The organism is Turicibacter bilis, assembly GCF_024499055.1.
Taxonomy (GTDB): domain Bacteria; phylum Bacillota_I; class Bacilli_A; order MOL361; family Turicibacteraceae; genus Turicibacter; species Turicibacter bilis.
In genome coordinates, this window is the sequence record NZ_CP071249.1 from 1,208,150 (window position 1) to 1,234,118 (window position 25,969).

Annotated in this window: 22 protein-coding genes; 8 read left to right on the forward strand and 14 right to left on the reverse strand. The window is 35.7% G+C overall.

What is annotated here, in order from left to right; all coding sequences use genetic code 11:
* Positions 1 to 36: 36 nt before the first annotated feature.
* The 3 genes from J0J69_RS05930 (at position 37) to J0J69_RS05940 (ending at position 3,200) form a co-directional block, all read left to right on the forward strand.
* Positions 37 to 2,148, forward strand: coding sequence for an alpha-amylase family protein (locus J0J69_RS05930; RefSeq protein WP_237297185.1), 2,112 nt, complete (start codon positions 37 to 39; stop codon positions 2,146 to 2,148).
* 55 nt (positions 2,149 to 2,203) lie between these two features.
* Positions 2,204 to 2,614, forward strand: a complete 411-nt coding sequence (locus J0J69_RS05935) for a YrvL family regulatory protein (RefSeq protein WP_212725783.1) — start codon at positions 2,204 to 2,206, stop codon at positions 2,612 to 2,614.
* Between the two features lie 124 nt (positions 2,615 to 2,738).
* Positions 2,739 to 3,200, forward strand: coding sequence for a universal stress protein (locus tag J0J69_RS05940; RefSeq protein WP_055306024.1), 462 nt, complete (start codon positions 2,739 to 2,741; stop codon positions 3,198 to 3,200).
* Between the two features lie 675 nt (positions 3,201 to 3,875).
* On the opposite strand, the gene tpiA is transcribed toward J0J69_RS05940, so the two are convergent.
* The 3 genes from tpiA to J0J69_RS05955 form a co-directional block, all read right to left on the reverse strand.
* Positions 3,876 to 4,628, reverse strand: coding sequence for a triose-phosphate isomerase (tpiA, locus tag J0J69_RS05945; RefSeq protein ID WP_212725784.1), 753 nt, complete (start codon positions 4,626 to 4,628; stop codon positions 3,876 to 3,878).
* A gap of 23 nt (positions 4,629 to 4,651) precedes the next feature.
* Positions 4,652 to 5,758: a glycosyltransferase family 4 protein gene (locus J0J69_RS05950; protein WP_055242354.1), complete on the reverse strand. Its 1,107-nt coding sequence runs from the start codon at positions 5,756 to 5,758 to the stop codon at positions 4,652 to 4,654.
* Positions 5,759 to 5,884: 126 nt separating this feature from the next.
* Positions 5,885 to 7,810 carry an ATP-binding protein gene (locus J0J69_RS05955; RefSeq protein WP_237252542.1) on the reverse strand — a complete coding sequence of 642 codons (1,926 nt, stop codon included), beginning with the start codon at positions 7,808 to 7,810 and terminating at the stop codon, positions 5,885 to 5,887.
* Between the two features lie 390 nt (positions 7,811 to 8,200).
* On the opposite strand from J0J69_RS05955, the gene J0J69_RS05960 reads away from it, so the two are divergent.
* Together J0J69_RS05960 and J0J69_RS05965 are read left to right on the forward strand one after the other, a co-directional pair.
* The gene (locus tag J0J69_RS05960; protein WP_212725785.1) at positions 8,201 to 8,989 is read left to right on the forward strand and encodes a hypothetical protein; all 789 of its coding nucleotides are present in this window, start codon (positions 8,201 to 8,203) and stop codon (positions 8,987 to 8,989) included.
* Positions 8,990 to 9,116: 127 nt separating this feature from the next.
* On the forward strand, positions 9,117 to 10,421 hold the full coding sequence (locus tag J0J69_RS05965; RefSeq protein WP_237252543.1) for an MATE family efflux transporter: 1,305 nt from the start codon (positions 9,117 to 9,119) through the stop codon (positions 10,419 to 10,421).
* Here J0J69_RS05965 and J0J69_RS05970 read toward each other — a convergent pair.
* Positions 10,368 to 11,018, reverse strand: a complete 651-nt coding sequence (locus tag J0J69_RS05970) for a hypothetical protein (RefSeq protein WP_212724673.1) — start codon at positions 11,016 to 11,018, stop codon at positions 10,368 to 10,370. The genes J0J69_RS05965 and J0J69_RS05970 overlap by 54 nt on opposite strands.
* An 887-nt stretch (positions 11,019 to 11,905) precedes the next feature.
* Positions 11,906 to 12,871, reverse strand: a complete 966-nt coding sequence (locus J0J69_RS05975) for an alpha/beta hydrolase (protein WP_212725787.1) — start codon at positions 12,869 to 12,871, stop codon at positions 11,906 to 11,908.
* Between the two features lie 172 nt (positions 12,872 to 13,043).
* Here J0J69_RS05975 and J0J69_RS05980 point away from each other — a divergent pair, with 172 nt between their 5' ends.
* Positions 13,044 to 13,205: a DUF1540 domain-containing protein gene (locus tag J0J69_RS05980; RefSeq protein WP_082704863.1), complete on the forward strand. Its 162-nt coding sequence runs from the start codon at positions 13,044 to 13,046 to the stop codon at positions 13,203 to 13,205.
* 932 nt (positions 13,206 to 14,137) lie between these two features.
* Here the strand turns inward: J0J69_RS05980 and J0J69_RS05985 are convergent.
* Positions 14,138 to 14,458, reverse strand: a complete 321-nt coding sequence (locus J0J69_RS05985) for a hypothetical protein (protein WP_055306058.1) — start codon at positions 14,456 to 14,458, stop codon at positions 14,138 to 14,140.
* A 392-nt stretch (positions 14,459 to 14,850) separates the two neighbouring features.
* On the opposite strand from J0J69_RS05985, the gene J0J69_RS05990 reads away from it, so the two are divergent.
* Positions 14,851 to 15,864, forward strand: coding sequence for a helix-turn-helix transcriptional regulator (locus tag J0J69_RS05990; RefSeq protein ID WP_212725788.1), 1,014 nt, complete (start codon positions 14,851 to 14,853; stop codon positions 15,862 to 15,864).
* Positions 15,865 to 15,876: 12 nt separating this feature from the next.
* On the opposite strand, the gene J0J69_RS05995 is transcribed toward J0J69_RS05990, so the two are convergent.
* The 7 genes from J0J69_RS05995 to J0J69_RS06025 all read right to left on the reverse strand — a co-directional run bounded on the left by J0J69_RS05995 (position 15,877) and on the right by J0J69_RS06025 (position 23,192).
* Complete coding sequence (locus tag J0J69_RS05995; RefSeq protein ID WP_212725789.1) at positions 15,877 to 17,145, reverse strand: MFS transporter; 1,269 nt, start codon at positions 17,143 to 17,145, stop codon at positions 15,877 to 15,879.
* Positions 17,146 to 17,164: 19 nt separating this feature from the next.
* Positions 17,165 to 17,950 carry an ABC transporter ATP-binding protein gene (locus tag J0J69_RS06000; protein ID WP_055242371.1) on the reverse strand — a complete coding sequence of 262 codons (786 nt, stop codon included), beginning with the start codon at positions 17,948 to 17,950 and terminating at the stop codon, positions 17,165 to 17,167.
* A 19-nt stretch (positions 17,951 to 17,969) separates the two neighbouring features.
* The gene (locus J0J69_RS06005; protein ID WP_212725790.1) at positions 17,970 to 18,971 is read right to left on the reverse strand and encodes a FecCD family ABC transporter permease; all 1,002 of its coding nucleotides are present in this window, start codon (positions 18,969 to 18,971) and stop codon (positions 17,970 to 17,972) included.
* 2 nt (positions 18,972 to 18,973) lie between these two features.
* Positions 18,974 to 19,954: a FecCD family ABC transporter permease gene (locus tag J0J69_RS06010; protein ID WP_055242375.1), complete on the reverse strand. Its 981-nt coding sequence runs from the start codon at positions 19,952 to 19,954 to the stop codon at positions 18,974 to 18,976.
* Positions 19,947 to 20,891, reverse strand: a complete 945-nt coding sequence (locus J0J69_RS06015; RefSeq protein WP_212725791.1) for an ABC transporter substrate-binding protein — start codon at positions 20,889 to 20,891, stop codon at positions 19,947 to 19,949. Before J0J69_RS06015 ends, J0J69_RS06010 begins: the two co-directional genes overlap by 8 nt.
* Before the next feature lie 713 nt (positions 20,892 to 21,604).
* Positions 21,605 to 22,549: a glycoside hydrolase family 43 protein gene (locus J0J69_RS06020; protein WP_212725000.1), complete on the reverse strand. Its 945-nt coding sequence runs from the start codon at positions 22,547 to 22,549 to the stop codon at positions 21,605 to 21,607.
* 184 nt (positions 22,550 to 22,733) lie between these two features.
* The gene (locus tag J0J69_RS06025) at positions 22,734 to 23,192 is read right to left on the reverse strand and encodes a DUF805 domain-containing protein (RefSeq protein WP_055277090.1); all 459 of its coding nucleotides are present in this window, start codon (positions 23,190 to 23,192) and stop codon (positions 22,734 to 22,736) included.
* Positions 23,193 to 23,437: 245 nt separating this feature from the next.
* Here J0J69_RS06025 and J0J69_RS06030 point away from each other — a divergent pair, with 245 nt between their 5' ends.
* Positions 23,438 to 23,848, forward strand: a complete 411-nt coding sequence (locus tag J0J69_RS06030; protein WP_212724998.1) for a hypothetical protein — start codon at positions 23,438 to 23,440, stop codon at positions 23,846 to 23,848.
* A 690-nt stretch (positions 23,849 to 24,538) separates the two neighbouring features.
* On the opposite strand, the gene rlmD is transcribed toward J0J69_RS06030, so the two are convergent.
* Positions 24,539 to 25,933: a 23S rRNA (uracil(1939)-C(5))-methyltransferase RlmD gene (gene rlmD / locus J0J69_RS06035; RefSeq protein ID WP_212724997.1), complete on the reverse strand. Its 1,395-nt coding sequence runs from the start codon at positions 25,931 to 25,933 to the stop codon at positions 24,539 to 24,541.
* Between the last annotated feature and the right edge of the window lie 36 nt (positions 25,934 to 25,969).

Sequence of the window (25,969 nt, forward strand, 5' to 3'; positions counted from 1 at the left end):
AATGATTGTGTATTTATGGAAAAGGAGGAATAAATAGTGAGGGGAAGCAAATTACAAAAACTACTACATGTTCTAAAAAAACATGATCATAAAAACGACGTCTATAACTATGCCATTCCTGATTTATGGAATGCATGGAACTATCAAGGAGAGGAAATGGTGCGTACTAGTTGGGGGGAACTCATCGTTAATCCATACAACTTCTATAGTGAAGTGATCCAATCCTACATTTTGCCTCAGGCTAAAGACGACGTTAACTATAATCAATCGCTAAGTCAAATCAAGCAATCATATGAAGCTAAACCAGGCTATTTAGGGGGAGACTGGATTAAAGATTCAGTGGTTTATTCAATGATGGTTCGAACATCGACAGCTTGGGACCATGACCGAAGTGGAGATTTAGAGAACCATAACTTATACGATTTAAATGAAACAGGGACATTCGTAAAATCATTAGCATTACTTCCATTACTAAAGAAAATGGGAGTCGATACAGTTTATATGCTCCCAATTTCAAAATTTTCATTAAAAGATAAAAAAGGTGAATTAGGATCACCTTATGGCGTTTGCAACTTCTTTGAAATCGATCCTAGCTTAAAAGATAACATGACAGGTTCAGAGTTAACTGTTGAGGAAGAATTCCAAGCATTTGTTGAAGCTTGTCATATTTTAGATATGAAAGTGATGATTGACATCATCCCTAGAACAAATTCAGTTGAAAGTGATTTAATTTTAGAACATCCGGATTGGTTCTATTGGGTATATACCGATACATTCCACGAGTATTATCCACCATATGTTCCAGGACTCGGAAGTACCTTACCACCGAAACCAGAATATTTACCTTATGTGTATTCATCACAAGCAGTATGGAATCATATTCATAAATTCTCATATGCACCAAACATCATTGATCCTGAAAAATGGGAGCGCGTGGTAGAAGAATATCGCCAAACACCAGGGGCTTCTATTTTAGATTTAGTTAGCCGTGAATTCGGTTTAACTGTTGCACCAGCCTTCTCAGATCATATTAATGATGTGCAACCACCATGGACAGATGTCACGTTCTTCCGTATGTATATGGACCATCCGGTGGAAAGCCAAAAATACTTAGGCGGACAAGAGTTACCACCTTATATCTTATTTGATACAATTAAATCAAATTTATATAAAGGAAATATCATTAACGAAGGATTATGGGCAACTTTATCTAACATTATTCCATTCTATCAACAAAATTATGGAATTGATGGGGCTCGTATCGATATGGGACATGCTCTTCCGTCTGAACTCATCCATCGTATCATTGCCAATGCACGTACGAACGATCCAGACTTCTGCTTCATCGCTGAGGAGCTACAAGATGAAAATGCAAAAGTATCACGCGATAACGGATATAACATGATTATCGGTTATGGATTCTTCCAAGAACCTCGTACGTATGAGCATCGTACACACAAATTCATGTATGATTCACGTCACTTACCATGTCCTGTGTTTGCTGGAGGAGAAACTCATGATACCCCTCGCTTAGCTGCACGTGAAGGCGGACGTACGTTATCTAAAATGTTAACCGTTATGAACATGTTCATGCCAAATGGAGTTCCATTCATTAACTCTGGACAAGAAGTTTATGAAATTCAACCGATGAATACAGGTCTTGATTGCCGTAACTATGAGCAATATGTGTTACCGCACAACGATCGTTACTTTGGAAAGCTTGCACTCTTTGATAAATTCGCTATCCATTATCTGAATCATATGCGCTGGGAGTTACCAGATACACTAGAAGCTGTTTCAAAAATCCGCAAAGATCACTTAAGTACTTTTACGAAACTTGAAAACTTTGTATCGCTTGGATTTGATTACTTAAGTGACCCTGCGATTGGATTTGGATACATTGAGGAAGGAAAGCGCGGTCACTACAATAACAATGTTTTCATCATTGTAGCAAGCACTGATATGTATTCTCCAATTGATGTGACAGTTCATTTAGAGGATTTACGTACTCAATCAGGGAATACTTGGTGTACAGGTTCTTTATTATTCTCAACTCATGAATGGCAACGTGAAGTTCATGAATTTGATGGTAATCGTAATTTACGTGTTCACCTACAACCTGGTGAAGTTAAAATTATTAAACTATGATATAATAAAAGGTAACATCTCACGGTGTTACCTTTTTTATTGTAGGAGAGATTTTATGTCAGATCGCGTACTAAAGGTGGTTCTTTATAGTATTGGGAGTACCTTATTGATTTTAATAATTACCATTCCACTAATTGCGATGTTATGGATTAGTGGGATTCAGTATCATAGTCGTTGGAATATTCTTTTCTTTATCACTATGATTACCATCTTTGATTTATTAGCTGAGTATATAGGAAGAATGGCTGTCGATGGGTTTGCCACCCTCTTTTCATGGACAAGTAAAAAAAGATTACTTTTTCGTTATATCTTAGATTTTTTTATGACGCTACTTATTACTCACTTTGTTGACGAGTACTTCAAGGGAGTCTCTCTCTCAACAGGTGGCGAAATCATCTTTGCGATACTTATTCTTCTATTTACTGCCGTCCTCGAAATGAATACAAACGAGGAAAAGGAAGCATAAAGTTTCCTTTTTTTTATATAATAATAATATACCAAATAAAGGTGAAACTTGGTAGCGCTTCATTTGAAGTTTGTGTATAATAAAAATAGATAGAAAAAAGTTACCAAAAGGGGAGGAGCCTATTATGTATCAAAACATTTTAGTTGCCGTTGATGATAGTGCCAAGTCTAGACTAGCCTTTAAATCTGCTGTTGAAACTGCGGTAGCATTCAATGCAAAATTAACACTTTGTCATATTAAAAAGAACACCATTATTTACACACCGATTGATCCATCGGGGATGTTATCAACGACTTACATTTTCAAACAAGATTTCTCAAGCTATATGGATGAGGAATTAGAAAAATATAAAGAAGAGGCTCAAAAAGCAGGAATCAAAGAGGTTGAAATCGTCCAAACATACAGTTCATCACCAGGGCTTGCGATTGCTGAAGTGATCGCTCCAGGTTATGAAGCTGATTTAATCGTTTGTGGAGCAAGTAACAAATCAGGCTTTGACCGATTCTTACTCGGAAGCGTCTCACTTGATATCGTAAAACACGCAAAATGCGACGTCAACGTCATCCGCAACGGCGGAAAAAAATAACCTTTAAATCTAGATTAGCTGTATCTATAAGATACAGCTTTTTTCATATTCAAAATATAAAGTGATAGTTTGCCAAAGTATCGAAATAAAAGTGTGGGACATCTAAACGGAATGCGAAGCACATGGGATTAATCGTGCATTGATGCATGATTAATAGAACCGGCTCATTTAGCCAGAGCATTCCAATAAAAAGATGGCCCACACCCTTTATATTCTCTTATTAAATGCCTGACGCCTGTGTTCCTTAGAACCATTAACCTATTATTTTATTTTAAAAAATAATTCATAAACATATTGAGCATTTTTTAGTATATCTCTACTCATCCATACATCTTTTCATTACTTAATTTATAAAAATAATTATAATCATCAGGAGATTCTTGTACGAGAAAATACCTTTATTCATTTTGCAAAAGTATCGAAATAAAAGTGTGGGACATCTAAACGGAATGCGAAGCACATGGGATTAATCGTGCATTGATGCATGATTAATAGAACCGGCCCATTTAGCCGGAGCATTCCAATAAAAAGATGGCCCATCATGAAAGATTTCCGAAGAATATTGGGCCTCCTCCTTTATCTTTTATCATTAAATGCCTGATATCTGTGCTTTTTGGAGTAAAAATATAAATAAAAAAGGTGATTCCTCGAATCGAAGAATCACCTTGATAATCATTATCCTTGATAATTAACTAATGATAAGAATGATTTTGGATCTAGTGAAGCTCCACCAACTAATGCTCCGTCAATATGTTCTTGAGCCATTAACTCCTTAATATTTGACGGATTAACTGAACCTCCGTATTGAATACGGACCGCCTCAGCAACTTCACGTCCATACGCACGTTCAATTACACTACGAATATATCCAATCGTTTCATTCGCTTGCTCAGCTGTTGCTGTACGTCCCGTTCCAATTGCCCAAATTGGTTCATAGGCAATTACAACTCGTTTCACTTGTTCAACTGTTAATCCTTCTAATGCTGCAACTGTTTGAGTATCCACAACAGCATTTGTTGCTCCAGTTTCACGTTGTTCTAATGATTCACCGACACAAATAATTGGTGTTAATCCATTTTCAAATGCAGCGTGAACTTTTTTATTCACTGTTTCATCTGTCTCGTTAAACATTTCACGACGCTCACTGTGTCCTAATACGACGTAAGAAACGCCGATTGATGTTAGCATTTCAGGTGCCACTTCTCCTGTGTAAGCCCCAGCTGATTTAAAGTGCATATTTTGTGCCCCTACACGTAAAAAAGCCCCTTGACGTTTGACTAAACAGCGTAAGTAAGGAAATGGTGCACAAACTACTGATTCAACCACATCTGTTGAAGCAACATGATCTTTAACAGCATAAATAAATTGTAAAGCCTCATCACGCGTTTTATTCATTTTCCAGTTTCCTGCAATAATTGGTTTTCTCATTTCTCACACCTCATAATCTGTTCTTATTTTTCTGATATTTCCCCCATTGAAATATCATCTTCTTTTTGTTCTTGAACTTGTTCTTTCTTACCTTTTTTGGGTTTTGTTCGGAATAATCCTGTTGTATTAAATACAAGCTCGACTACTAGTATCGCAATCACTAACATCACTAATCCATAGAACTTCGATGACATGGTATATAGGATAGCAGTGAATGAGAACAATGCTGCGATTCCATATAAAACAAGTACGCTTTTCACATGCCCTAAATTACGATCTAATAATTGATGATGAACATGGCCACGATCAGGTTTAAAAGGGGATTGCCCATTTAGTATACGACGAATGATAGCCCAAATTGTATCGAAGATTGGAACAGATAGCATAACAATTGGGATAATAAATGAAACAAAAGCCGCATTCTTATACCCTAAAAGGGATAAAACAGATACAGAGAAGCCTAAAAATAGCGATCCTGTATCTCCCATAAAAATTTTTGCTGGATGAAAGTTATGAATTAAAAATCCTAATGTTGAACCGAGTAATAAACAAGACATCATTGCCACAAAGGCTTCTCCTTGATAAGCAGCTAAAATAGCCATTGTTCCAAATGAAATAGCTGATATTCCTGAAGATAAACCATCTAAACCGTCAATTAAATTAATAGAATTTGTAATCCCAACAATCCAGATGACCGTTACAATTCCACCTATCCACCCTAAATCAATTACAGGTAAAAACGGTAAATAAATCTTATCTATCATGAAATTTCCATACAAAACCATAATCAAAGCTGCAACTAACTGAACGAGAGCCTTTGGTTTAGCAGGTAATTCAAACATATCATCAAGCATCCCAGTAGCAACAATGAGAAAAGAAGCAATAAAATAAGCATCAATAAACGCTATTTCATCTTGATCAATCGCATATCCTTTCACTTTAAAAATCATGTAACCTAATAGAAAAGCAACATAAATCGCCAGTCCACCCATTCTAGGGATGATACGACTATGAACTTTACGTTTATTGGGTTGATCAACTGCATTGGTGAAATAAGCCAATTTCATCACATAAGGCGTAATTAAACACGCTATTATGAAGCATAAACTTATAATTAATAAGTAAATCATGATAGCACCTCAGGGTTAAATTTTATGTTATTATATCACATCTCAGTAGTTAACAGAAGTCTATAGTCAAAATCCCATCAGTTTCTCACGATTTTCCACCATATTTCTAATTTTTTAAATATAGGATTATCCCACCTTCCATCCTTCAATATGAGCCAATTCATCCATTACTTCCATAAACTCTTCCATAAAAATACTTAAAATGTCCTCATGTGCTTCATCTTCTTTTAAAGCTGTTTCTAATTCACGACTATATTCATACAACTCATCAGCCCCTAATTGACCTGCTAGTCCTTTAATGGTATGGACCGTACGAATAGCTTCATCCATATTCGACTCAATTAATTGTGGTAATTGCTCAACTACCATATAGAAATGCTTTCTAAAATTATGCGCAATACGTAGATATAAACGTGTATTTCCAGCAATACGTTCAAGTGCATAAGCAATGTTTAACATCGAACTTAGTTCAATTAATTGTTCAGCCTTGATTGGCTTCACTTCTAATGGTTTACAATTCAAGATGCGATACACACCATTGGATAACGTGTAATGATCCACTGGCTTTGGAACATACGCATCAACGCCATGACGTAAAATAAAATCTAGCTCTAAACATTGACTAACGCCCGTTAGTAAAATAACTTTAGCATCAGTATTAATTAACTTAATCGCCTTAAAGACATCCACACCGCTCATACCTGGCATAATGACATCTAGTAAAATACAATCATATTGACTAAATGTCTTAGCATAGTGCTTAATCGCACGCTTCGGATCTGAGAAAGCTGTGACACTATACCCAAAGCTTTCAAGTAAAGCCTCCGTAATCTCTAAGTTTGATAACTCATCATCGATAACCATGATTTTTCCAACACCACGTGGCACGGATTCTTCATTAACAAACTCTTCAATTCCATGATTAATTGGCAAATATAGCGTAAACGTCGTTCCCTTTCCAACAACAGAGTCAAGCTCAATAGCTCCGTTATGATTACGTAGTGTTTCAACGACACTTGCTAGACCCATTCCCGTTCCTTTGCCTACATCTTTTGTTGTAAAGAATGGCTTAAAAATCTTAGACATTAAGCTAGCATCAATCCCACAGCCTGTATCTCTAATTTTTAAAATAGCGTAGTCATTGGGCGTAATATTCGTATTTAATAAATTACCAGGAATCTCTTCTAGTTGATCGTGAGTCAACGTTAATTCAATGCAACCTTGGCCTTTAATAGCATCCCGTGCATTAATACATAAATTTAAAATTGCATTATTTAATTGAGATTCATCACCTAATACATAATATTCATCTGGCTCAATATTTAGTTCAATCTTAATTCGACGATCGATTGTATGTTTTAACATATTGACCGTATCTTTAACAATCTGTACTAAATCAAGATTCATACGTTTATTTTCCGGTTTATGTGAAAAGGCTAATAATTGGCGGGTTAACTCTGTCGAATGACGGACTGAACGTTCTATCCCATCCATATAACGCAACAGTGTTTCATCCTCTGTCATTGTTTTCATTAATGCCACATAACCTAAAATTCCATTTAATTGATTATTAAAATCATGACTAACTCCACTTGTCAACTGCCCTAATGCTTGTAACTTTTGAAGTTGTCCATCAATCAAATCATGTTTTTTCTTAAATGATAAATCGAGTAATAGTCCTCGAACACGTACCTCACCTTTATTATCAATTACTTTCTCACATTTTAGCACGAGTGTTTCCCAAGGTTTATGTTTATGACGAATTAATAAATCTTGAGTTAACTCAGTATCCGGACTCAATAAAAAAGTATCAATGATTTCATTTATGGATTCATTATTAAATAAACTCTGTGAATTTTGAGTTTCTGAATCAAATTCTAATAACTGCTCAATCATATCACTCACGTACCAAATACATTCACTGACCCGATATTCAAAGAATCCGTAAGCTAAATGAAGTAATTGTAAATACCAATTGCTCGATCCAATTTCTACTTCTAATTGAGAATTAAATTCTAACCTATCAATCTCCACCACTCTCATATGTTCCATTCTGTTCTACAACAGATACCCCACTTTCTCTTAAATCTGTTCATCAATATAAATATCCCCTAAATTAGGAAATTTTATACCACATTTACAATTACCTTATTTTACTATATTCAATCCTATTATATGTTTTTTAGTCCTAACATTCAATCCCTTCTGTGTAAACGCTAGATAAATTAACCATTTTGTTCATATTGCTAATGTCCGACTTTCACCTAAATGCATATACTAGAATATATAAGAAACAGTAACCTTTGCACACCGCAAAAAATTTTACTGCTTCTAGCGTCAGTCTGCGTTAAAGACATTTTATGATTTTAAGCCTGATACAGTAAATGTATGCTATTAATTTTTTCTATTATAGACATTAGTAGTTTATATAAGGAGGACACTATGAAAAAAAAACAACTCTCCACTCATAGACAGTCCCAGTCACCTAAACGAAAATCACGTCAAACGGAATCCTCTGAAGAACTAATGCATAACTTCATTGGACTCTTAACAGAAAAAGTCGATCAAATGCAATCGATGATTGGTGATATTCCTCTATCCCCTTCTATTCATCCTGGCAATGACACCTTAAACCCTTCCAACTCGACTGAAAAAAAAACAGAACCACCTCTAAATGAGTACAATCCTCTTCCCGATGACTTCGATCCCGATGAGCTTAGATTTCAAGAAGTCCCAGGATCAGCAACAACCATGGATGGAACATCCGACACCTCCGGACGTCTTCTAAATACGCTCCCCATCCAAAATAGTAGCGCTGCAAATAGTGGCCAAAGTGCGGCTGCTATAGCTCATCGAACTGCTTTTGACTATGCTCCTCAACAAACCACAACTTATTGTTATGGATTCACTAACTCTGAATTCTTCGCCTTTATCGGAAGTTTAGATCCAGTTGAATATATTTTAGTTATTACTGTCATTGCCATTATTATCGGTGTTGAACTTAATGTATTTGAACGACAAATTGTCGGTGGTGCTTTAGTTGATATTGGAGTCACCCTTGGAAATATGATAGAACAAGAACTCTTCCAAACTGCAAGACAAAATGAGGCTGCAAGTCGACAACGAAATGAAGCCGAACAAACGGACTTTGACAATCTCTATAACGATATTGATGTATTACAAGCTGAAATTGATGCCATTAAACAACAATTAGGAATGAATCAAACTTAAAAGGACGTTCATCATTAAAAAAGTGACGTCCTTTTTTAGTTATTCTAAACAAAAATATTGACTATACGGTTACCAGATAGTTTAGTATACTAAAAAGAAACTTATATAGAAAGGTATGAGAGAAATGATGAAGAAATTTTTAAGTTATGCAATTCCCTCGGCTTTAGCCATGTTTATTTCATCTTTATATACAGTCATTGACGGTATTTTTGTAGGACAAGGAGTCGGAGATCTTGCATTAGCAGCCGTCAATGTTGTAATCCCCCTAACCATTATGTTATTTGGTATGGCAACCATGTTCGCCGTCGGAGGAGGAGCACTTATTTCTAAAAACTTTGGAAGTGGTAATATCCAAAATGCCAACGTAATGTTCCGCCAAGTTTTTAAATTTTTATTAATTCTTAGCCTTTTCATTAGCATCATCTGCTTCCTCTTTACAGGACCTATTGTTAAAGGATTAGGAGCAACCCCTGATTTATATGAAAGTGCTAAAATTTATTTAAGATTCTATTCAATCTTTTGCATTCCTAATATTATTGGAATTGCCCTTAATAGCTTTATCCGAAACGATGGTAACCCTAAGTTAGCCATGATTGCGACAATTTCAGGAGCAATCACAAATATCGTACTCGACTATCTCTTCATCTTCCCGCTACAGCTTGGCTTATTTGGAGCAGCACTAGCAACTGGTCTTGGACAATTAGCGACAGTCTCAATTCTTTTAATTCACTTTATTCGTCGCCAAGGACAACTTCGATTCGGAAATGTTAAATTAGACTTTAAAATCATCAAAGAATTTTCAAATATTGGATTTCCATCCTTCTTTGCTGAAGCTGCTTTCTCAGTCATTATTTACTTAACCAATCTTGCCTTAATCACAACCGTTGGAGAAGCAGGAATTACGACTTACAGTATTATCAACTATTTAACAACACCAATTTATCTACTCCTACTTGGATTAGCCTTTGGGGCACAACCATTAATCAGCTATCATTTCGGTGCAAAAGAACAAGAACCGATGATGAAATATTATCGTCTGACCAATATCACAAACTATCTCATCAACGTAGTATTTATCTCTATTTGTTTGTTCTTCGGGCGTCCAATCATTAGTGTCTTCACACAAGATCCAGCCATTATTGATATGGCCTATATCGGTCTAAATATCGTTAATGCAGCCTTTATTATTGTTGGAGTTAACCTGAATACAACTATTTATTATCAAGCCATTGAGATGACAAAATACTCAAATTTATTATGCGCTTGCCGATCAATCATTTTCTTACCTATCGTTTTATTCATTCTAACAACGGTAGTTGGGTTACATGGAATTTGGGCTGCACTCTTTATCTCTGAATTATTAACGATGGTATCCTTCTTAATCTTTACAAAAATGAAGACCATCACTGAAAGAGCTATTCAATGGGCTTAACGTAAAAAACGATTCATGATGAATCGTTTTTTTGTTATAAATCTTCACCGTCTGTTTAAAAAAACCAACAACTTGTTTTAAATCTTGATTAACATAAACTTTGATGACAGTATCCTGTTCCGTTTTAAAGCGAAAAATCATTTCGCGCTCATTTTCTTTTACTTTTTGGTCAATGAGTGAAACTTGTTTAGCCATGTCATGGTCAGATAAAAAAGCAACTGCCAATTGTTCTAAGCTTTCTTCACTGTATTCCGTTGGTTCCGAATGAATTTCAACAAAAATCCCATTTAAATCACCCTCTTTATACTCACCAGTCACACGAACCACTTCATTATCCTTAGGCTCACTCCCTCTTATTAAAGTCACACGATCCCCCTCATAAATCGGTTCATTTGTTTCTTGATCAATAAGTTCCCCTTCCTTTTGAACTGTTGCTGAAAAATCATTCAAGACTAACGGAAAATCAAAGTATGTTTGATAATCTTGAACTAAGTAATCAACTAATAACTGATCAGATTCACTTAACTTCTTTGATGAACATGCACCTAGTAATATTGCAACGCCTAGTAACATCCCCATCCATCTAAAACGTCTCATTGTATATACCTCCATTTCCATATACCTTAATATCGGTTAATTCAATTCAAAATAACTAGTTAATCCTCTAAAAAGACAAACTTTCCTTTTGGGGATGTTAAATATATACGTCCTGATAAGTTTTTCATATCGTAGAAAATAACCCCTACTAGCGTAGGGAACCTCCTAGCAGTGGAAGATACATTTTCTTCGAAAATACCAGGTTTCCCCGTCTCAAAGCGATTGATGAACTAAGATTGATTCCAAAAATATGAAATATATTTCGGTTTCTATGCGTCTTATTATATCCCTTATACCTCAAAAGATTTATCTTGAAAAAAAGCCTAAATCATCAAATTTTTACGATATTCGGACCCTTCATCTCTACTTGCATCTTTGACACTCCGACTTTTCCTCTTGATATCCTAATAACACCACACAGATAATTACTTTTACAACTTCTAAGATTGCCTTCATCATCAACCTCCTTTATTCAGTTTCTATCTAAAAACAGATTAATTTTTTTACATCTCTACATTCCAACTAAAGTCTTAAGCCATCATGAACACTGCCTAATTATAAAAGTAATAAAACTCTTGTTAATATAAAAAATAACTACTTCTTATATAGTTCAAAGGTATATTCATCATAACCAGCCATCACTACTAACACAATCACTCGAAGAACTTCTATTAATCGTTTCATTGTATCATCTCCTTGCTCTTGATGTCTTCATAATACTACTCCAGTTGATAATCTCCTATCTCAATACGTGAAAATAATCTTGTAAATTTGTCACCTTCGATATTATTCCTATAAATTGGATATATATTCATAAAATTTACAAAAAGTAATATAGATGATTTTTTTACAATATAAATTTGGATTTGGCCATAAAAAAACCAGGATTATTTTCCTGGCTTCACATAGGCATTAATAAACTGATAAATTCCGTCAAAATATTCTTTCTCCATGAGACTATCAGCCTCACAGTGACCGAGTCCTTCAATATACCATAATTTTTTATTTTCATGTGGAATTGCATCATAAATATACTGACTACTTTCAGGAGGCGTCACTTTATCATCTGTTCCATGAATTAAAAGAACAGGAACACTAATATTTTTTACCGCATCAACAGGCTGAATATCATCATAAGTTAAATGTTCTTTTACCTTCAAGACAACATTCCCCGCCCATTTAGCAAAACTGACTGGTAAAAATGGAATATCTTCGGCAATAATTCCTAATTCAACAGCACTCTCCATCGTATGATATGGCGCATCTAGCACATAAAAATCAACATTTCGTGCTTCTTCATTTAACTCGGTATGCATGGTTGATGTTGCAGCTCCCATTGAAAATCCGTGTACACCGATAATTCCATCTCGATAAAGTGAACGAGTATACTGTGCAACAGCTTCTAAGTCAAAACGTTCATATAATCCAAACGTATAATTATCCCCACCTGTTAATCCCGTATTACGTTGATGATAAACGACGACATTATAACCATTTTCTAAGTAATTAAAAGCAACATTTAAGACTTCATGATAATTACTTCCGATTCCGTGTACAACGATCATCGCATCTGATGTTTCCTCGTTAGCTTTAATACTCAGTGTCTCAACTTCGTAATCATTAACTTCACTTTTAACAAATACCGTCTCATGTTCATAATTTGCAAGAGTATCTAACACTTTATCCTCTCGCGTCGAATAAAACTCTTTCATATCTTCTGCTTTCACAGATGGTTTCTTTCCAACGGTCCCATCATAGACCATTCCACCAATAATCCAAGTTGCAGCACCTAAAGCAGCTACTGTTGCCGTTGCGGCAATCCCAGACCCAATCACAACCTTCTTCTTTTTCATGACATCACCTCATTACTTTTAACTTCAAATTATTTATTCTCATTATAACAGACATTATTTTGTTCTTCAAACTTTGTAGATTGTTAACTTTTTACACTTATATTCGACATTATCCTTCATATACTATAATTGTTGTGGTACACAACAAACTTCTAAGTCTGGAGGATTTGGTATGTTAGATAAAAATCCTAGTATCAAATGTAACGTCAGCAGTTGTAAATTTAACAATAAAAATAAACACTACTGCAAACTAGACACAATTAAAGTTGGAACACACGAAAAAAATCCAACTCAAGTCGAATGTACAGATTGTCAATCATTTGAACTTGAATAACTTCATCCTCTCCTAATATCTTTTAGCTAGACCCATCGGTCTAGCTTTTCAATTTCCCGGGGAATAGGTTCCCTGGCATTTCCCACGGAAATGTCTCCTCAATTGCTAGGGTATGGGGCCCCCGGCAGTGAGCAAAGCGAACAATCCTCCATTGCTGGGGTATGGGGCCCCCGGCAGTGAGCAAAGCGAACAATCCTCCATTGCTGGGGTATGAGACGAGCCCCCCCACTTCTAAACAATGTGAAGCAAATCTTCCACTGGTGGGGCTAATTCAAAGTTATCACCTGATGCACTGTTAAATACGTACAGATGAATGTTTCCTCCTCTAGTAGGGCACAAGTTCAAAGTTATTACTTAATACACTGTTAAATAAATTCACAAAAATATTTCCTATTCTTATTAAATGATTCAAACTTCTTACATTATATATTCTTAAACAATAATTTTAACTATCTCCCTCTATACATATTTCGATAAAAAACGAATAAATACAAATCATAAGAGATATTATAAAATGCCTCTTACTTTTTATTCTTCCACACATGACTTAAAAAATACTAATCCTTATTTCTATATAACTTCTATACTTCTTTCTTTGTTACTTTACTGTTTTTTTCAAAATATTGCTACACTTCTATAGTTTAATCTATTGGGTTATTACCTGTTCATTAATGACCTTCTTTTCTATCCTATTCCATTAAGCATATTTTGTATCAATGAATATATAAGTCCAGATAAATTTTCTTGAGAGAAAATTTTTAGCTGAACTATAGGATGTCTTGATAGGTAAAATAGATTAGTATTTTTTATTTGCTACCTTAGATGTAAAATACTTTTCGGTTTATATATAGATAAAAAAACTCCACTCGTGTGAAGTTTTCCTACCGCTGTATAAATGATTAACTGATTTATAAAAATGACTTCTTAGATATTTAAAAGAAAAATAATTGGATAATCCCTAAACTAATCGATAACGTGATAAAAATCTTTGCCAGTAATAATTTTTTCTTAAAGAAGCACCCCATTCCAATAAGACTTACTCCACCAATCAGCCATGCAATCATTTTTGAAATAATATAATTAGTTGGTAATGAACTAACGGATAAATATACAATATACCAACTAATTAAAAAACAAAGCCATACCATCACTTGATTAAAGCGTTCACGCTTTGCTATCCATAATAATGCCACACATATCAACGTCACCACAAACAAACTGATCATAAAAATCAATAAGATCCCTAGTGCCATCCACATTCCTCCTTAACACCTGTATTATAGCACACAAAACATTTATATTCTATGAATTACATTTTTAAAATTTCTCTTAATATCTGTGATATACTTCTACATATACGTCATCTCATTTTAAAGTTAATTATTAACTAATCTATTATAGGAACAGAGATATATCTTACCCCTCTACATCAGACTTATTTGATGAACCACTTATACCAAGGCATCCTATAGTGTGGGGGTCACCTACCATTTTCGAAGAAAATGTATCTACCGCTGGTAGGGCTTGGGTTCCCTACGCTACGTGGCTTAATTGAAGATTAAGCTCATAGCTTAGGCCTATTTTTTACGATGTAAAAAAACTTATCTAGATTTATATATTATATCAACAACAAGAGGTCATCTATATGCATAACTATGTTCAAACTGCACAACAATTCCGAGAAACAGTGTTAACTGAATTGAAATTCCTTCCAAACTCGGAAAAATACTGTACACTTTATACTGATCCTAATACGCCTAAAAATGGATATTTTCTATTATATGAACGTCCTGGGTACTACGATTTTGGTATTGCCGATTATACCATTGATCATCCTTTCTCGATTCAATTTAATAATCCACAACGTCTCGTCCGTTTTGGTACCGTGTATAAAGGAACGACAGAATTTCAATTAGATAATGAGCCGGTTTCTTCATTCAAACCTTCCTCATTCTTTGTCGTTGAACAAGGATTAAAGGGGAAGCAAATATGGAGTACAGGTCAACATTTTCACGGAGCCGAAATCACCATTTATGAGGATTATTTTACTGATATTATCCAACCATTACTAAAAACAGAACTTGATTTTGATTTATTCGTTAAAAACTATACGTATCATTATCTTCCACTAGAAGTTATTTCTATTATCCAAACGATGCAGACTCTTTCTAATAAAAATATACTCGATCCACTACAATTAGAAAGCTATATTCTACAATGTATTTCCATTATTATTCAAACAATTGAAGAATCGCCGAATAATACATTTACGAATCAATTAGATTATGGAAAAGTTCAAATTGGAACGGACCGTTACCTACACTTAAATGCTCAAGATATTCAAAGCATCCAAAAAGCTCATGACATCTTGAGCCGACAAATCGAACATCCACCGACAATCGAAACGCTCAGTGAAATGGTTCTGCTTCATCCACAAAAACTCAAAGCGGGATTTTCCCATTACTATCATATGTCCATTGGTGAATTTATAACCTCTTTACGGATGTCAGTTGCAGCAAACCTTCTCTGTACAACTGATTTAAGAATTTCTGATATTGCCCAAAAAGTAGGCTACCTATATCCGAGTAACTTCATTAAAATGTTTCGACAAACCTTTGAATGTACCCCACTTCAATACCGAAATAACAGTAAAAAATAAAAACCAGTCAACTCACGCTGACTGGTTTTTATTATCTTCTTTAATTAATAATACATTCCAACGAACAAGTAATGTGACACCGAATACTAAAATAGCAGCAATGTAAATTAACCAATAAATATGCCCTGTTAAGACTTCAATTAATCCACCAAATAAAATTTGTCCCAGTGGGATACATAAAATCGCAAATGCGGAACCAAACGCTAGAATTTTTCCTAACATTGAACTTTCAGTGGCTTGATATAAATAAGTCGCACTTAAAACATTAGCAATTCCAAGCACTCCCATGATGATCATTCCAAACACTGTAAACAAGGCCACACTCACTAACGCTGAACTACGACCAACTTGGAATAAAAATACAGATACGCCCATCATTGCCATTGAAATCGACGTTAAATAGAGTAAGCGATGCACGCGTTTAATGTGAAACTTCGCTGGCTTCCATGTAATAATGAGTCCACCTAGAATCATCCCTAGTGCAATCATTCCCTCAGCTAATCCATAAACTTCAGCCGATAATCCGAATGTCACCTTAATTAAATAAGGCGCTGCGACACTGAATACCGGAACCAAAAATAAATTATAAAACCCTGAGAATAAAAGCATACGGAACACAATCGGATTTTTATATCTTAAATACGTATAACTTTCTTTCATATCTGAAACAAAAGCCGAAGCAAAGGCTTCTTTTCCCTCTTTTTTCTCATGAGGAATATCTAAGAATAGCTCTAGTATCGCAGAGAATAAGAAACTCACCATATTCAACACAACAACCCCGGTAATCCCAAAGAATCCATATAACATCCCGGCAAAAATTGGGCCTAAGAAATTACTCAATGACGAAACTTGTTGAATAATCGCATTCGCACGAACTAAATTCTCATCGGCGACAATCACTGGAATACACGTGCTGACAACGGGTTGATAAATCGTTGAAATCGTTGATAACAAGACCATCACTGTTGCAATAATGAATACATGATCATTGCCATTAAACACAACACCTGCATAGGCCATTAATAAAACCGCACTTAATACATCTAAAAGGACCATTAACTTTTTCTTATCTCCGCGATCCGCTAACATCCCAGCAATCGGTGAAATAAGAACGACTGGAATCATTGAAATCGCCAAAATCGTCGCAAAAACACTCGCTGATCCCGTTAAATCTAATAAGTACAAAGATAAAGCAAATCGCTGAATCGAACTCCCAAATAAAGAAATGATTTGCCCCAATACTAAGATATTAAAATTTTTATCATACAACTTTTTCGACATAGCGTCTCCTTTTTAACCCTTACTTCTCAATATTAAAATCCACACAGATTGGATACTGCTTGCTCTCATCTAATTGTAAGGTTGCTTCAATACCATACAATGTACGTAAATTATCCTTTGTAATCACATGAAGTGGATGACCAGAAAACACGACCTGTCCATCCTTCACCCCAACTAAATAATCGGCAAATTTCGTCGCATTATTAAGTTCATGTAACACCATGACAATCGTGCGATTTTCTTCTTTATTTAACTTTTGTAATAACAATAAAATTTCTAATTGATGCGCCATATCTAAATAAGTTGTCGGCTCATCTAACACTAAGATTTCGGTATCTTGAGCCAGCGCCATCGCAATCCAAGCACGCTGACGTTGTCCACCTGATAAGCTATCCACCGGACGTTCTGCAAATTCAGCAATTCCAGTTACCTTCATCGCCCAATTCACCATCTCAACATCTTCTTGTTTTAAACCACCCATTGCACTTTGATAAGGGAATCGGCCATAAGACACTAATTCTTTCACTAAAAGACCTGAGGGAACAATTGGACTTTGTGGCAAGACAGCCATTTTCTTAGCAATCTCTTTTGGTGCTTGTTGTTGAATACTGATACCATTTAATTGGATTTCACCTTTTTTAGGTGTAATGATCCGAGCAATCGTCTTTAATAATGTTGATTTTCCGCATCCATTTGATCCAATAATCATCGTAATTTTCCCTTTAGGAATCTCTAAATTCATATTTTTAATAATATATTTTTGTTCATATGCCACATCTAAGTCTGTCACTTTAATAGCTTCCATCTTGTTCCTCCGACACTTCTTATTCTTTTAGCATTAAATAGATAAAATACGGTACCCCTACAATCGCAATCGTAATTCCAACTGGAATTTCAATCGGTGAGAAGACATTTCTTGAAATTGAATCTGCAAATAATACAATGATACAGCTAACAATAGCTGCCATTGGTATTTGTCTTCGATGAACCGGTCCCACTAAACGTTTCGCCACTTGTGGCCCTAATAATCCAAGAAAAGCAATATTTCCTGCAACAGATGTTGCTAAAGCGGCCAATGTAATCGCATAGATAAATAAAATCTTGCGCTCTTTTTCAACTTTCACCCCAAGGCCAATGGCAATTTCATCACCTAAATCTAATACGTCTAAAATCTTTGATTTCCAAATCGTTAATCCCAAGAAAATTAAAGCTAATGGAGTAATCAAATAGAAGAACTTCCAACTACTTCCCCACAAACTTCCGCTAATCCACGTTAATACTTGGTTATAATCTCCTTGTGCCATATTTAATTGATATAACGAAATGAATGCATTAATCCCCACATTCACTCCAATTCCTGTCAGAATTAAACGAGTGGGTGAGACCCCTTTTTTATAACTTAAACGATAAATAAGTAGCCCACTTATCAAACTACCCACAATCGCGACAATCGGCATCACGAATAATGAGGCGTCTCCAATCGTACTATAATACGTCGTTTGTCCTGAAGAAATTAACAGAACAACTGCTAAAGCAGCCCCCGCATTAATTCCAATCATTCCAGGTTCAGCTAACTCATTTCGTGTCACACTTTGTAAAACACACCCTGATGTCGATAAACAAACCGCTACCACCATCGCAACGCAGATTCGAGGTAATCGAATATCAAAAATTGTCGTTGACTGAAGCTTAGATCCCCCACCAAATAAAGTACTCACCACTTCACCGATGGACATCGTATAACTTCCCCAACTAATCGCTAGTAAAAAGACAGCAACCAAAAGAAGACTCATGATGATACTGACGATCATTAAACGTTTTTTCAATCCTAACTCTCCTTTCTAACCATCCAAATAAATAAGGGCACACCAACTAATGACGTAAATAATCCAATCGGTGTTTCATACGGTTGATTCACTAATCGTGCGAGCACATCTGCCCAAATAACAAGCGTAGCCCCACATAAAAAAGACACCGGCATAATCACACGATAATCTTGCCCTAAAATTTTACGAACAATATGGGGGACAATTAAACCGACAAACGCAATATTTCCAGCCACAGCCACACACACCGCACACATCGGAATAATTAGCAACAATGTCTGCATTCGGATTCGAACGGGATTTTGTCCTAGCCCAATACAGACATCTTCACCTAAGTTGACAATATTAATTTTAGGCGCTAAAAAAAGGGAAATAATTGTCGCAATTCCGCCCACTATGATGACTAATTGAACACTCTCCCATGTCGTGGCACGAAAACCACCCGAAATCCAAAACGCTAAATTTTGTGACTTATTCGTTAGTAATGCGATAACGGTTGCCATTGAAATAAAGAACGTACTTAATGCCGTTCCGGCTAGTAGTAAGCGCGACATATTCATATTTCGTGCACTTTTCATACTAAATCCAAGAACTAGCAATCCACTTACTAACGCTCCAATAAAGGCTGCTAACGTATTACCTAGTAGCCCATATAAACTAGAGCTAGCACCTACTAAAGCAATCGCAAACGTTGCTCCTTGTGTAATCCCCATTAAAGATGGTTCCGCTACAGGGTTTCTTGTAACACCTTGCATCATGGCCCCTGTAATACCAAGAAGACCGCCTACAAAGGCGGTACAAATAACTCTTGGTATTCGAACATCTCTAACTAATTGCATATCTAAAACATCTTCGTAATGAAAGATACTGTCCCATACAGTTTGCAAAGGAATACTCTTTGCACCTGCACAAATCGCAACAATTAGCCCGATTATTGCGAATAAACTACACGACGTAACAAGAAAAACTAATTTCTTATTCATGCATGCTCGCTAATAAATTTTGTACTTCTTCAACGAACACTAAACGTCCAATTGGGCTATAACCTTGGTTAAAGTATGGACTTGCAGGTAATGTAACTACATTTCCTTCTTTCACAGCTTTCGTACCATTCCAAATACTGCTTGCTTTTAATGTTGCTAGATCTTCATCTGTTCCGATAGCAAAAATATAATCAGCATCGATTTCTGCTAACCCTTCAAGTGAAACAACTGGTAAGCTAATATTTTCTTGTTGAGGCATCCCAGCTGGTTTTGCTAATCCCATATCATTATATAAAATTGATCCAATACCAGCTTGGTCGAAGATAAATAAACTTCCTGCACTTGCTAAAAATGATAAATATGAACTATCTTCTCCATAAGTTGCCTTAATTTGGTTTCCAACTTCTTCAGCTTTGGCTAAATAGTCATTAATCCATGCTGTCGCTGCTTCTTCTTTACCGAATACTTTTGCAACGTGCATGAAATCTTCTTTCCAATCTACTTGCTTCATTTCAACCATGACAACTGGTGCAATTTTTGATAATTGATCATACATTTTCTCTTGAACCGTTGAGATTACAATTAAATCAGGTTCTAAAGCAATAATCGCTTCAACATCCATTTCAGCTAACATGCTATAACCTAAAATTTGTGCATCACCTAACACATCTTCTAAATAAGTAGGGAATTTCGTATAATCATAACCATCACTATTTGCTGTTCCGATGACGTCATATCCTAAAATAGATAAAATATCACTTGCTCCACTAATATCAACAATACGTTTTGGATTGACCGGGATTTCAACTTCACCTTTTACATCCGTTACCGTACGCATTTCAACATTTACATCTGAACCTTTATCACTGCTAGAACATCCTACAAGCCCTAACATTAAAACAAAAACACTAGTTAATAATAAAACTGTCTTTTTCATATTAACGCTCCTTTTTTATTTCTTATAAACTTTATAGTTAGCACCTGCTAACTGATAAGAGGATTATACAAAATAAGCTTCTTGCAGACAAGTTTTTCACCTTTTTTAATTATTTTATCATCTTATATAATTATTATTCTTTTATTACACGAATAAATTTACTATTAGTATGTCCTAACTTCCAGTTATCTTTCATCTGCAATAAAAAAAGGTGTAAGAAATTATCCTACACCTTTCTATATATAAAGTAAAAAATAATCTAGATATTTCAATTCATACTTAGTTCTTAAAATACTTTGATAGTGGGTCACCTATGCTACGGAGTGAGTTTACGAACTCGTAGCTTTCCTCCGCTGATAGGGTTTGGGTCACCTACCATTTCCAACGGAAATGTATCCTCCACTAGTAGGGAATGGGTCACCTATGCTACGTAACGAAGTTCGTAGCTTTCCTCCGCTGATAGGGTTTGGGTCACCTACTCTAACTGAAAGTTAGGTATCCGCCGCTAGTAGGGAATGGGTCACCTATGCTACGTAACGAAGTTCGTAGCTTTCCTCCGCTGATAGGGTTTGGGTCACCTACTCTAACTGAAAGTTAGGTATCCACCGCTAGTAGGGAATGGGTCGCCTAGAAGATTGTCAAAGACAATCTAATCTTCAACTACTAGGGCTTTAATTTTCCCTATAGAAAATTTGTCGCAACTTATATATTTTTTATTCTTGATTCCACTGATGATTTTTAATTCGCTCATACTCTTCCATCGTAATCGTTAAAATTGTTCCATGCTTAAATCCATATGGAAAACTAAATGACACATCTGAACGGACAAATTTTCCTTCATCAATATTCTCTGAAATAAATGGGACATAGCCTTGTCCCGCTCCACGAACACCGTAATAGTCTAAGAATAAGCACCACTTTCCATTTTCTAAACGTACAGCCGTCGGCGCCTCATAAACATGTGGCGCTAAATCAGCCATACACTCATCAAATGCTTCAATGCGCGTATACGGTCCTGTAGCATGATCTGACTTTAACAATAGATTCTTAGCAGGTTTGTCCTCACTCTTTACAAACATATAGTACGTTCCATTCTCTTCATAAATAGCAGAATCAATCACACCACTATCCTCTTTACGATATAACACCTCAGGTTTTGAGAAAGTCTCAAAATCTTTCGTACGACTATAATAAATCCCTTTGAATCCATTTGGATAATCTTTATGTGGCGAAGACCAATGAATGACATAATCCTCATTTTCTGAATCAAAAATAATATCTGGTGCCCATAGACATCCGAAATTTTCATCTCCAAGTTTCACTAAACGTTGTTCCGACCAATTCACTAAGTCATCAGATTCCCATACCGAGAAATTTTTACTGCCGTTAACCGAAATCTCATACCAAGAATTATGATACTGATTGCGCATCCCATAAGCTAAACTTAAATCTGTCGCAAAAATATAAAACTTTCCAGTATCTTTACGGCGCGTAATTGTAAAATCACGAACACCCTTATCACCATAATAAGCCCACAAAACAGGGCGCCCATTGTTCACTTCCTCCCAATGGAATCCATCTTTACTCAAACCAAAATAAACTTGCTCACCATCTGGTGTCGCCTTTTCTCTAAAATGGACAAATAAATACGCTTGCATCTTCCACTTTCCCCTCTCATTAACGAATGAATCACACATCAGCCTACAAGTTTAGTCCCCTCTCTTACAACACTTGCATGTTAATCAAATACAACCATATATTATCATTATAACCTTATTTTTAAAAGCACTTTCAAATAAAAAAAGGAGTTGAATTCTAAAAATTTTCAACTCCTAAATGCTTTTATTCCTCAGCTTGTTTTAAAAAGTGATTCGTTGGAAGAAGCGTAATAATCAGCATAACAATACTAACTAATAAGCCAATAACTGACCAAACTAGTCCACTTGTTGTCCACTCAATAACGAGATTAACCACATACAAACCAACAAACCACCAACCTGATAATCCCGTATCATGATAGCGACGAACGGATAAACTCAATGACGGGATAAGAGCTGCTAAACTATAAATAGCTAACAAACCTCCAAACAATGAGACAAAAACAGTACTCGCAGAAAAACCATCCCCATAACTAACGGCAGATGCCATCATGCCAACAAAAGAAAGACCTAATCCAAATCCTAAAACGGCACCAATAATCACATTCCAAAGAACAACAAACCAAAACTCACGTCTTGATGCACGACCACTAAAATTAAAATAATTTTTCCAAAATGACTTAAAAGCCCCTACAAATGTCATCCTAATCCCTCCTAAAACCACATTAAAATCTAACTACAATATATATTCTATGTTTTCATCATCAAAACGTTCTCTCAACTCCTCCCTTTCAATAAAAAAACAAATTTACCTCAAATGCGATACCATCCCATGAATAAAATAATCCTTTATCATAAACGTTTTTAAAATTATGGATGTTTTTTATCAGCCTTTTGCCCTCACTAATGTTCATATAATATGTTAGCAAGACTATTATCATAAAGGGGGTGAATATTATTCTATCCGGTAATTACGATACACTTTTAAACTTCGATGCATTTGCTGGAATAAGCAGTCATAAGTATGGATTCACAGACAGTGAATTTTTAGCCTTTATTGCCGATTTAGATCCTACTGAGTACATTCTAGTCATCACTGTCGTAACTATTTTAATTAATATCAATTTAAATATCTTTGAGCAATATGTCGTTTCTGGAGCCCTCCTTGATATCGCTGTCACTAGTCAGAATATGGTTCAACAAAGAGGATTCCAATTAGCTCGCCAAGGAGAAGCCGTGAGTCAACAACGAAGTGAATATCGACAAGAAAACTTTGACAACCTTTATAGTGAAGTCGATAGACTAACGGAAGAATTAAACCAACTAAAATCAAAGATATTCCCTCAACAAACCGATTAGTATTAAAAAATAATACAACACTTTTTTATAAATTCAATTTACTTCCTACTTAATATCAATACAAATCCCTTCCTAGTTGATTTACCGTTATCCGTTTTCTATATTATCCCAAAAACAAGCACCACAAAATCTTAGTATGCATCTTTCTAACTATGATCCCCTCACTTCAAGTACTAGTGCCTATCATTTTCTTTCTCTTTTTACCTCCCCTTATACTAAGACCGACACCCGATCTATCAAAGCCCCTCTATCTCTACCAAAACATTCGAATTATATTTAAACCTTATTGATAGATTCTCTTATATCCAGTTGACCCATTGTCACCTGTTTTGCCACGTTATCTCAAAAAAAACAAGTGCTACAAAATCTTAGCATGTATCTTTCTAACCACGATAACCTCAGTTCAATTGCTAGTATCTGTTCATCTCACTAAAGAAGTTTTAAAATAAAATTGAGGCGATGACAGGGAGAGCGAATCAATGGGATTAGGGGTGAGCTTGCTCACCTACTAATAAGAATAGCCCATCGGTAGAAGCTCTCCCCTTATAATATCGCCTCATAGATTTTCTTATTTTAAAACCATCTACTATTCTTGCCGACCAATGTACAATGCTAGCCACTTGACCTGATACCCTCCCTGTGCATCTTAGTATAAAAAAAGACAGCATCTTAAAGATACTGTCTAAATGATTAGCGTTGTTTTTTAGATGGGCGGTCTTGGCGAACTAAGCGCACAACAGCCTCAACATGCGATGTTTGTGGGAACATATCCACTGGTTGAATATAGTCCACACGATATTTCTTCGTTAATTCTTTTAAATTCTTCGCTAACGTCGATGGATTACATGACACATACACAATCGTTTTTGGTTGCACACGTTTTAACATCTCGATTAGCTCAGTTCCTAATCCTGTACGAGGAGGATCCACAATCACCACATCTGGTTTGAATCCTTCATTCGCCCACTTCGGTACGATTTGTTCTGCTTTACCAACAGCATAGTATGTATTTGTTAAGCCATTTAATTTTGCATTTTCTTTCGCATCCGCAATGGCTTGACGTGTAATATCTACTCCGCGTACTTCACTTGCTTTATCTGCGACCCATTGACCAATTGTTCCAACACCACAATAAGCATCAACCACTTTTTCGTTTCCTTTTAAAGCAGCTGCATATTTGACTTGGTTGTATAATTTAATCGTTTGTTCTGGGTTTAACTGATAGAACGCGCGTGGAGATAAATTGAACTTGAAGCGTCCTAATTCATCTGAAATGAATTTTTCTCCAGCAATGTGCTTCATTTCTTTTCCGAAGATTTCATGCGTATCTTCATTGTTAATATTTAAATAAACTGATTTAACATCTGGGCAATATTTCATTAAGTCTTTCGCTAAAGCATTCATTTTTCTGAACTCATTGTTAGCGAATACGAATGTCACCTGAACCTCACCTGTTTTAAACCCACGACGAACAACGATATAACGTGCCGTTCCTTTTTTCGTTTTAGGTGCGTAAGCGAACACTTTGTAATCATCTAATAAATCAACCGCATGATTGATAACTGTGTTAATTTCTTCATATTGAACATCACAATCTGTTACATTGACTAATTCACGTGAATTCATGCTATAGAATCCAACCATAACCCCATCCTCGTCATATCCAACTGGCATTTGAGCGCGATTGCGGTAGTTATATGGATCTTTCATTCCAATCGTTGGACGGATATCACATTCTTCAGGATCTAAATTCGTATAACGTTCAATCGCTTGTGAAACCGCGTCACGTTTAATACGAAGTTGCTCTTGATAAGACATATGCTGTAATTGACATCCACCACATTGTCCATAAACTTCACATGCGGGTTGCACACGGTGCTTTGATTTACGTTTCACACGTACCAGTTCCGCTTCCGCGTAACCACCTGCCACACGCGTACAAGTCGCAACCACTTCTTCACCCACTAACGTTCCTGGAATAAAGACCGCTTGTTTTTTATAATATCCGATTCCCTCACCGTTAATTCCGATGCGTTTAATCGTCACTAAAAATTCTTGACCAACCTTTAAAGGTGACATATTCATCTATTAAAACCTCCAATGCTTTGTTAAGCTATCCTT

Excerpts from the sequence above, each read along its gene's own strand:
- J0J69_RS05935 (WP_212725783.1), top strand. The coding sequence starts at position 2,204 with ATGTCAGATCGCGTACTAAAGGTGGTTCTTTATAGTATTGGGAGTACC.
- J0J69_RS05940 (WP_055306024.1), top strand. The coding sequence starts at position 2,739 with ATGTATCAAAACATTTTAGTTGCCGTTGATGATAGTGCCAAGTCTAGA.
- tpiA (WP_212725784.1), bottom strand. The coding sequence starts at position 4,628 with ATGAGAAAACCAATTATTGCAGGAAACTGGAAAATGAATAAAACGCGT.
- J0J69_RS05950 (WP_055242354.1), bottom strand. The coding sequence starts at position 5,758 with ATGATTTACTTATTAATTATAAGTTTATGCTTCATAATAGCGTGTTTA.
- J0J69_RS05955 (WP_237252542.1), bottom strand. The coding sequence starts at position 7,810 with ATGGAACATATGAGAGTGGTGGAGATTGATAGGTTAGAATTTAATTCT.
- J0J69_RS05960 (WP_212725785.1), top strand. The coding sequence starts at position 8,201 with ATGAAAAAAAAACAACTCTCCACTCATAGACAGTCCCAGTCACCTAAA.
- J0J69_RS05965 (WP_237252543.1), top strand. The coding sequence starts at position 9,117 with ATGAAGAAATTTTTAAGTTATGCAATTCCCTCGGCTTTAGCCATGTTT.
- J0J69_RS05970 (WP_212724673.1), bottom strand. The coding sequence starts at position 11,018 with ATGAGACGTTTTAGATGGATGGGGATGTTACTAGGCGTTGCAATATTA.
- J0J69_RS05975 (WP_212725787.1), bottom strand. The coding sequence starts at position 12,871 with ATGAAAAAGAAGAAGGTTGTGATTGGGTCTGGGATTGCCGCAACGGCA.
- J0J69_RS05980 (WP_082704863.1), top strand. The coding sequence starts at position 13,044 with ATGTTAGATAAAAATCCTAGTATCAAATGTAACGTCAGCAGTTGTAAA.
- J0J69_RS05985 (WP_055306058.1), bottom strand. The coding sequence starts at position 14,458 with ATGGCACTAGGGATCTTATTGATTTTTATGATCAGTTTGTTTGTGGTG.
- J0J69_RS05990 (WP_212725788.1), top strand. The coding sequence starts at position 14,851 with ATGCATAACTATGTTCAAACTGCACAACAATTCCGAGAAACAGTGTTA.
- J0J69_RS05995 (WP_212725789.1), bottom strand. The coding sequence starts at position 17,145 with ATGTCGAAAAAGTTGTATGATAAAAATTTTAATATCTTAGTATTGGGG.
- J0J69_RS06000 (WP_055242371.1), bottom strand. The coding sequence starts at position 17,950 with ATGGAAGCTATTAAAGTGACAGACTTAGATGTGGCATATGAACAAAAA.
- J0J69_RS06010 (WP_055242375.1), bottom strand. The coding sequence starts at position 19,954 with ATGAATAAGAAATTAGTTTTTCTTGTTACGTCGTGTAGTTTATTCGCA.
- J0J69_RS06015 (WP_212725791.1), bottom strand. The coding sequence starts at position 20,891 with ATGAAAAAGACAGTTTTATTATTAACTAGTGTTTTTGTTTTAATGTTA.
- J0J69_RS06020 (WP_212725000.1), bottom strand. The coding sequence starts at position 22,549 with ATGCAAGCGTATTTATTTGTCCATTTTAGAGAAAAGGCGACACCAGAT.
- J0J69_RS06025 (WP_055277090.1), bottom strand. The coding sequence starts at position 23,192 with ATGACATTTGTAGGGGCTTTTAAGTCATTTTGGAAAAATTATTTTAAT.
- rlmD (WP_212724997.1), bottom strand. The coding sequence starts at position 25,933 with ATGAATATGTCACCTTTAAAGGTTGGTCAAGAATTTTTAGTGACGATT.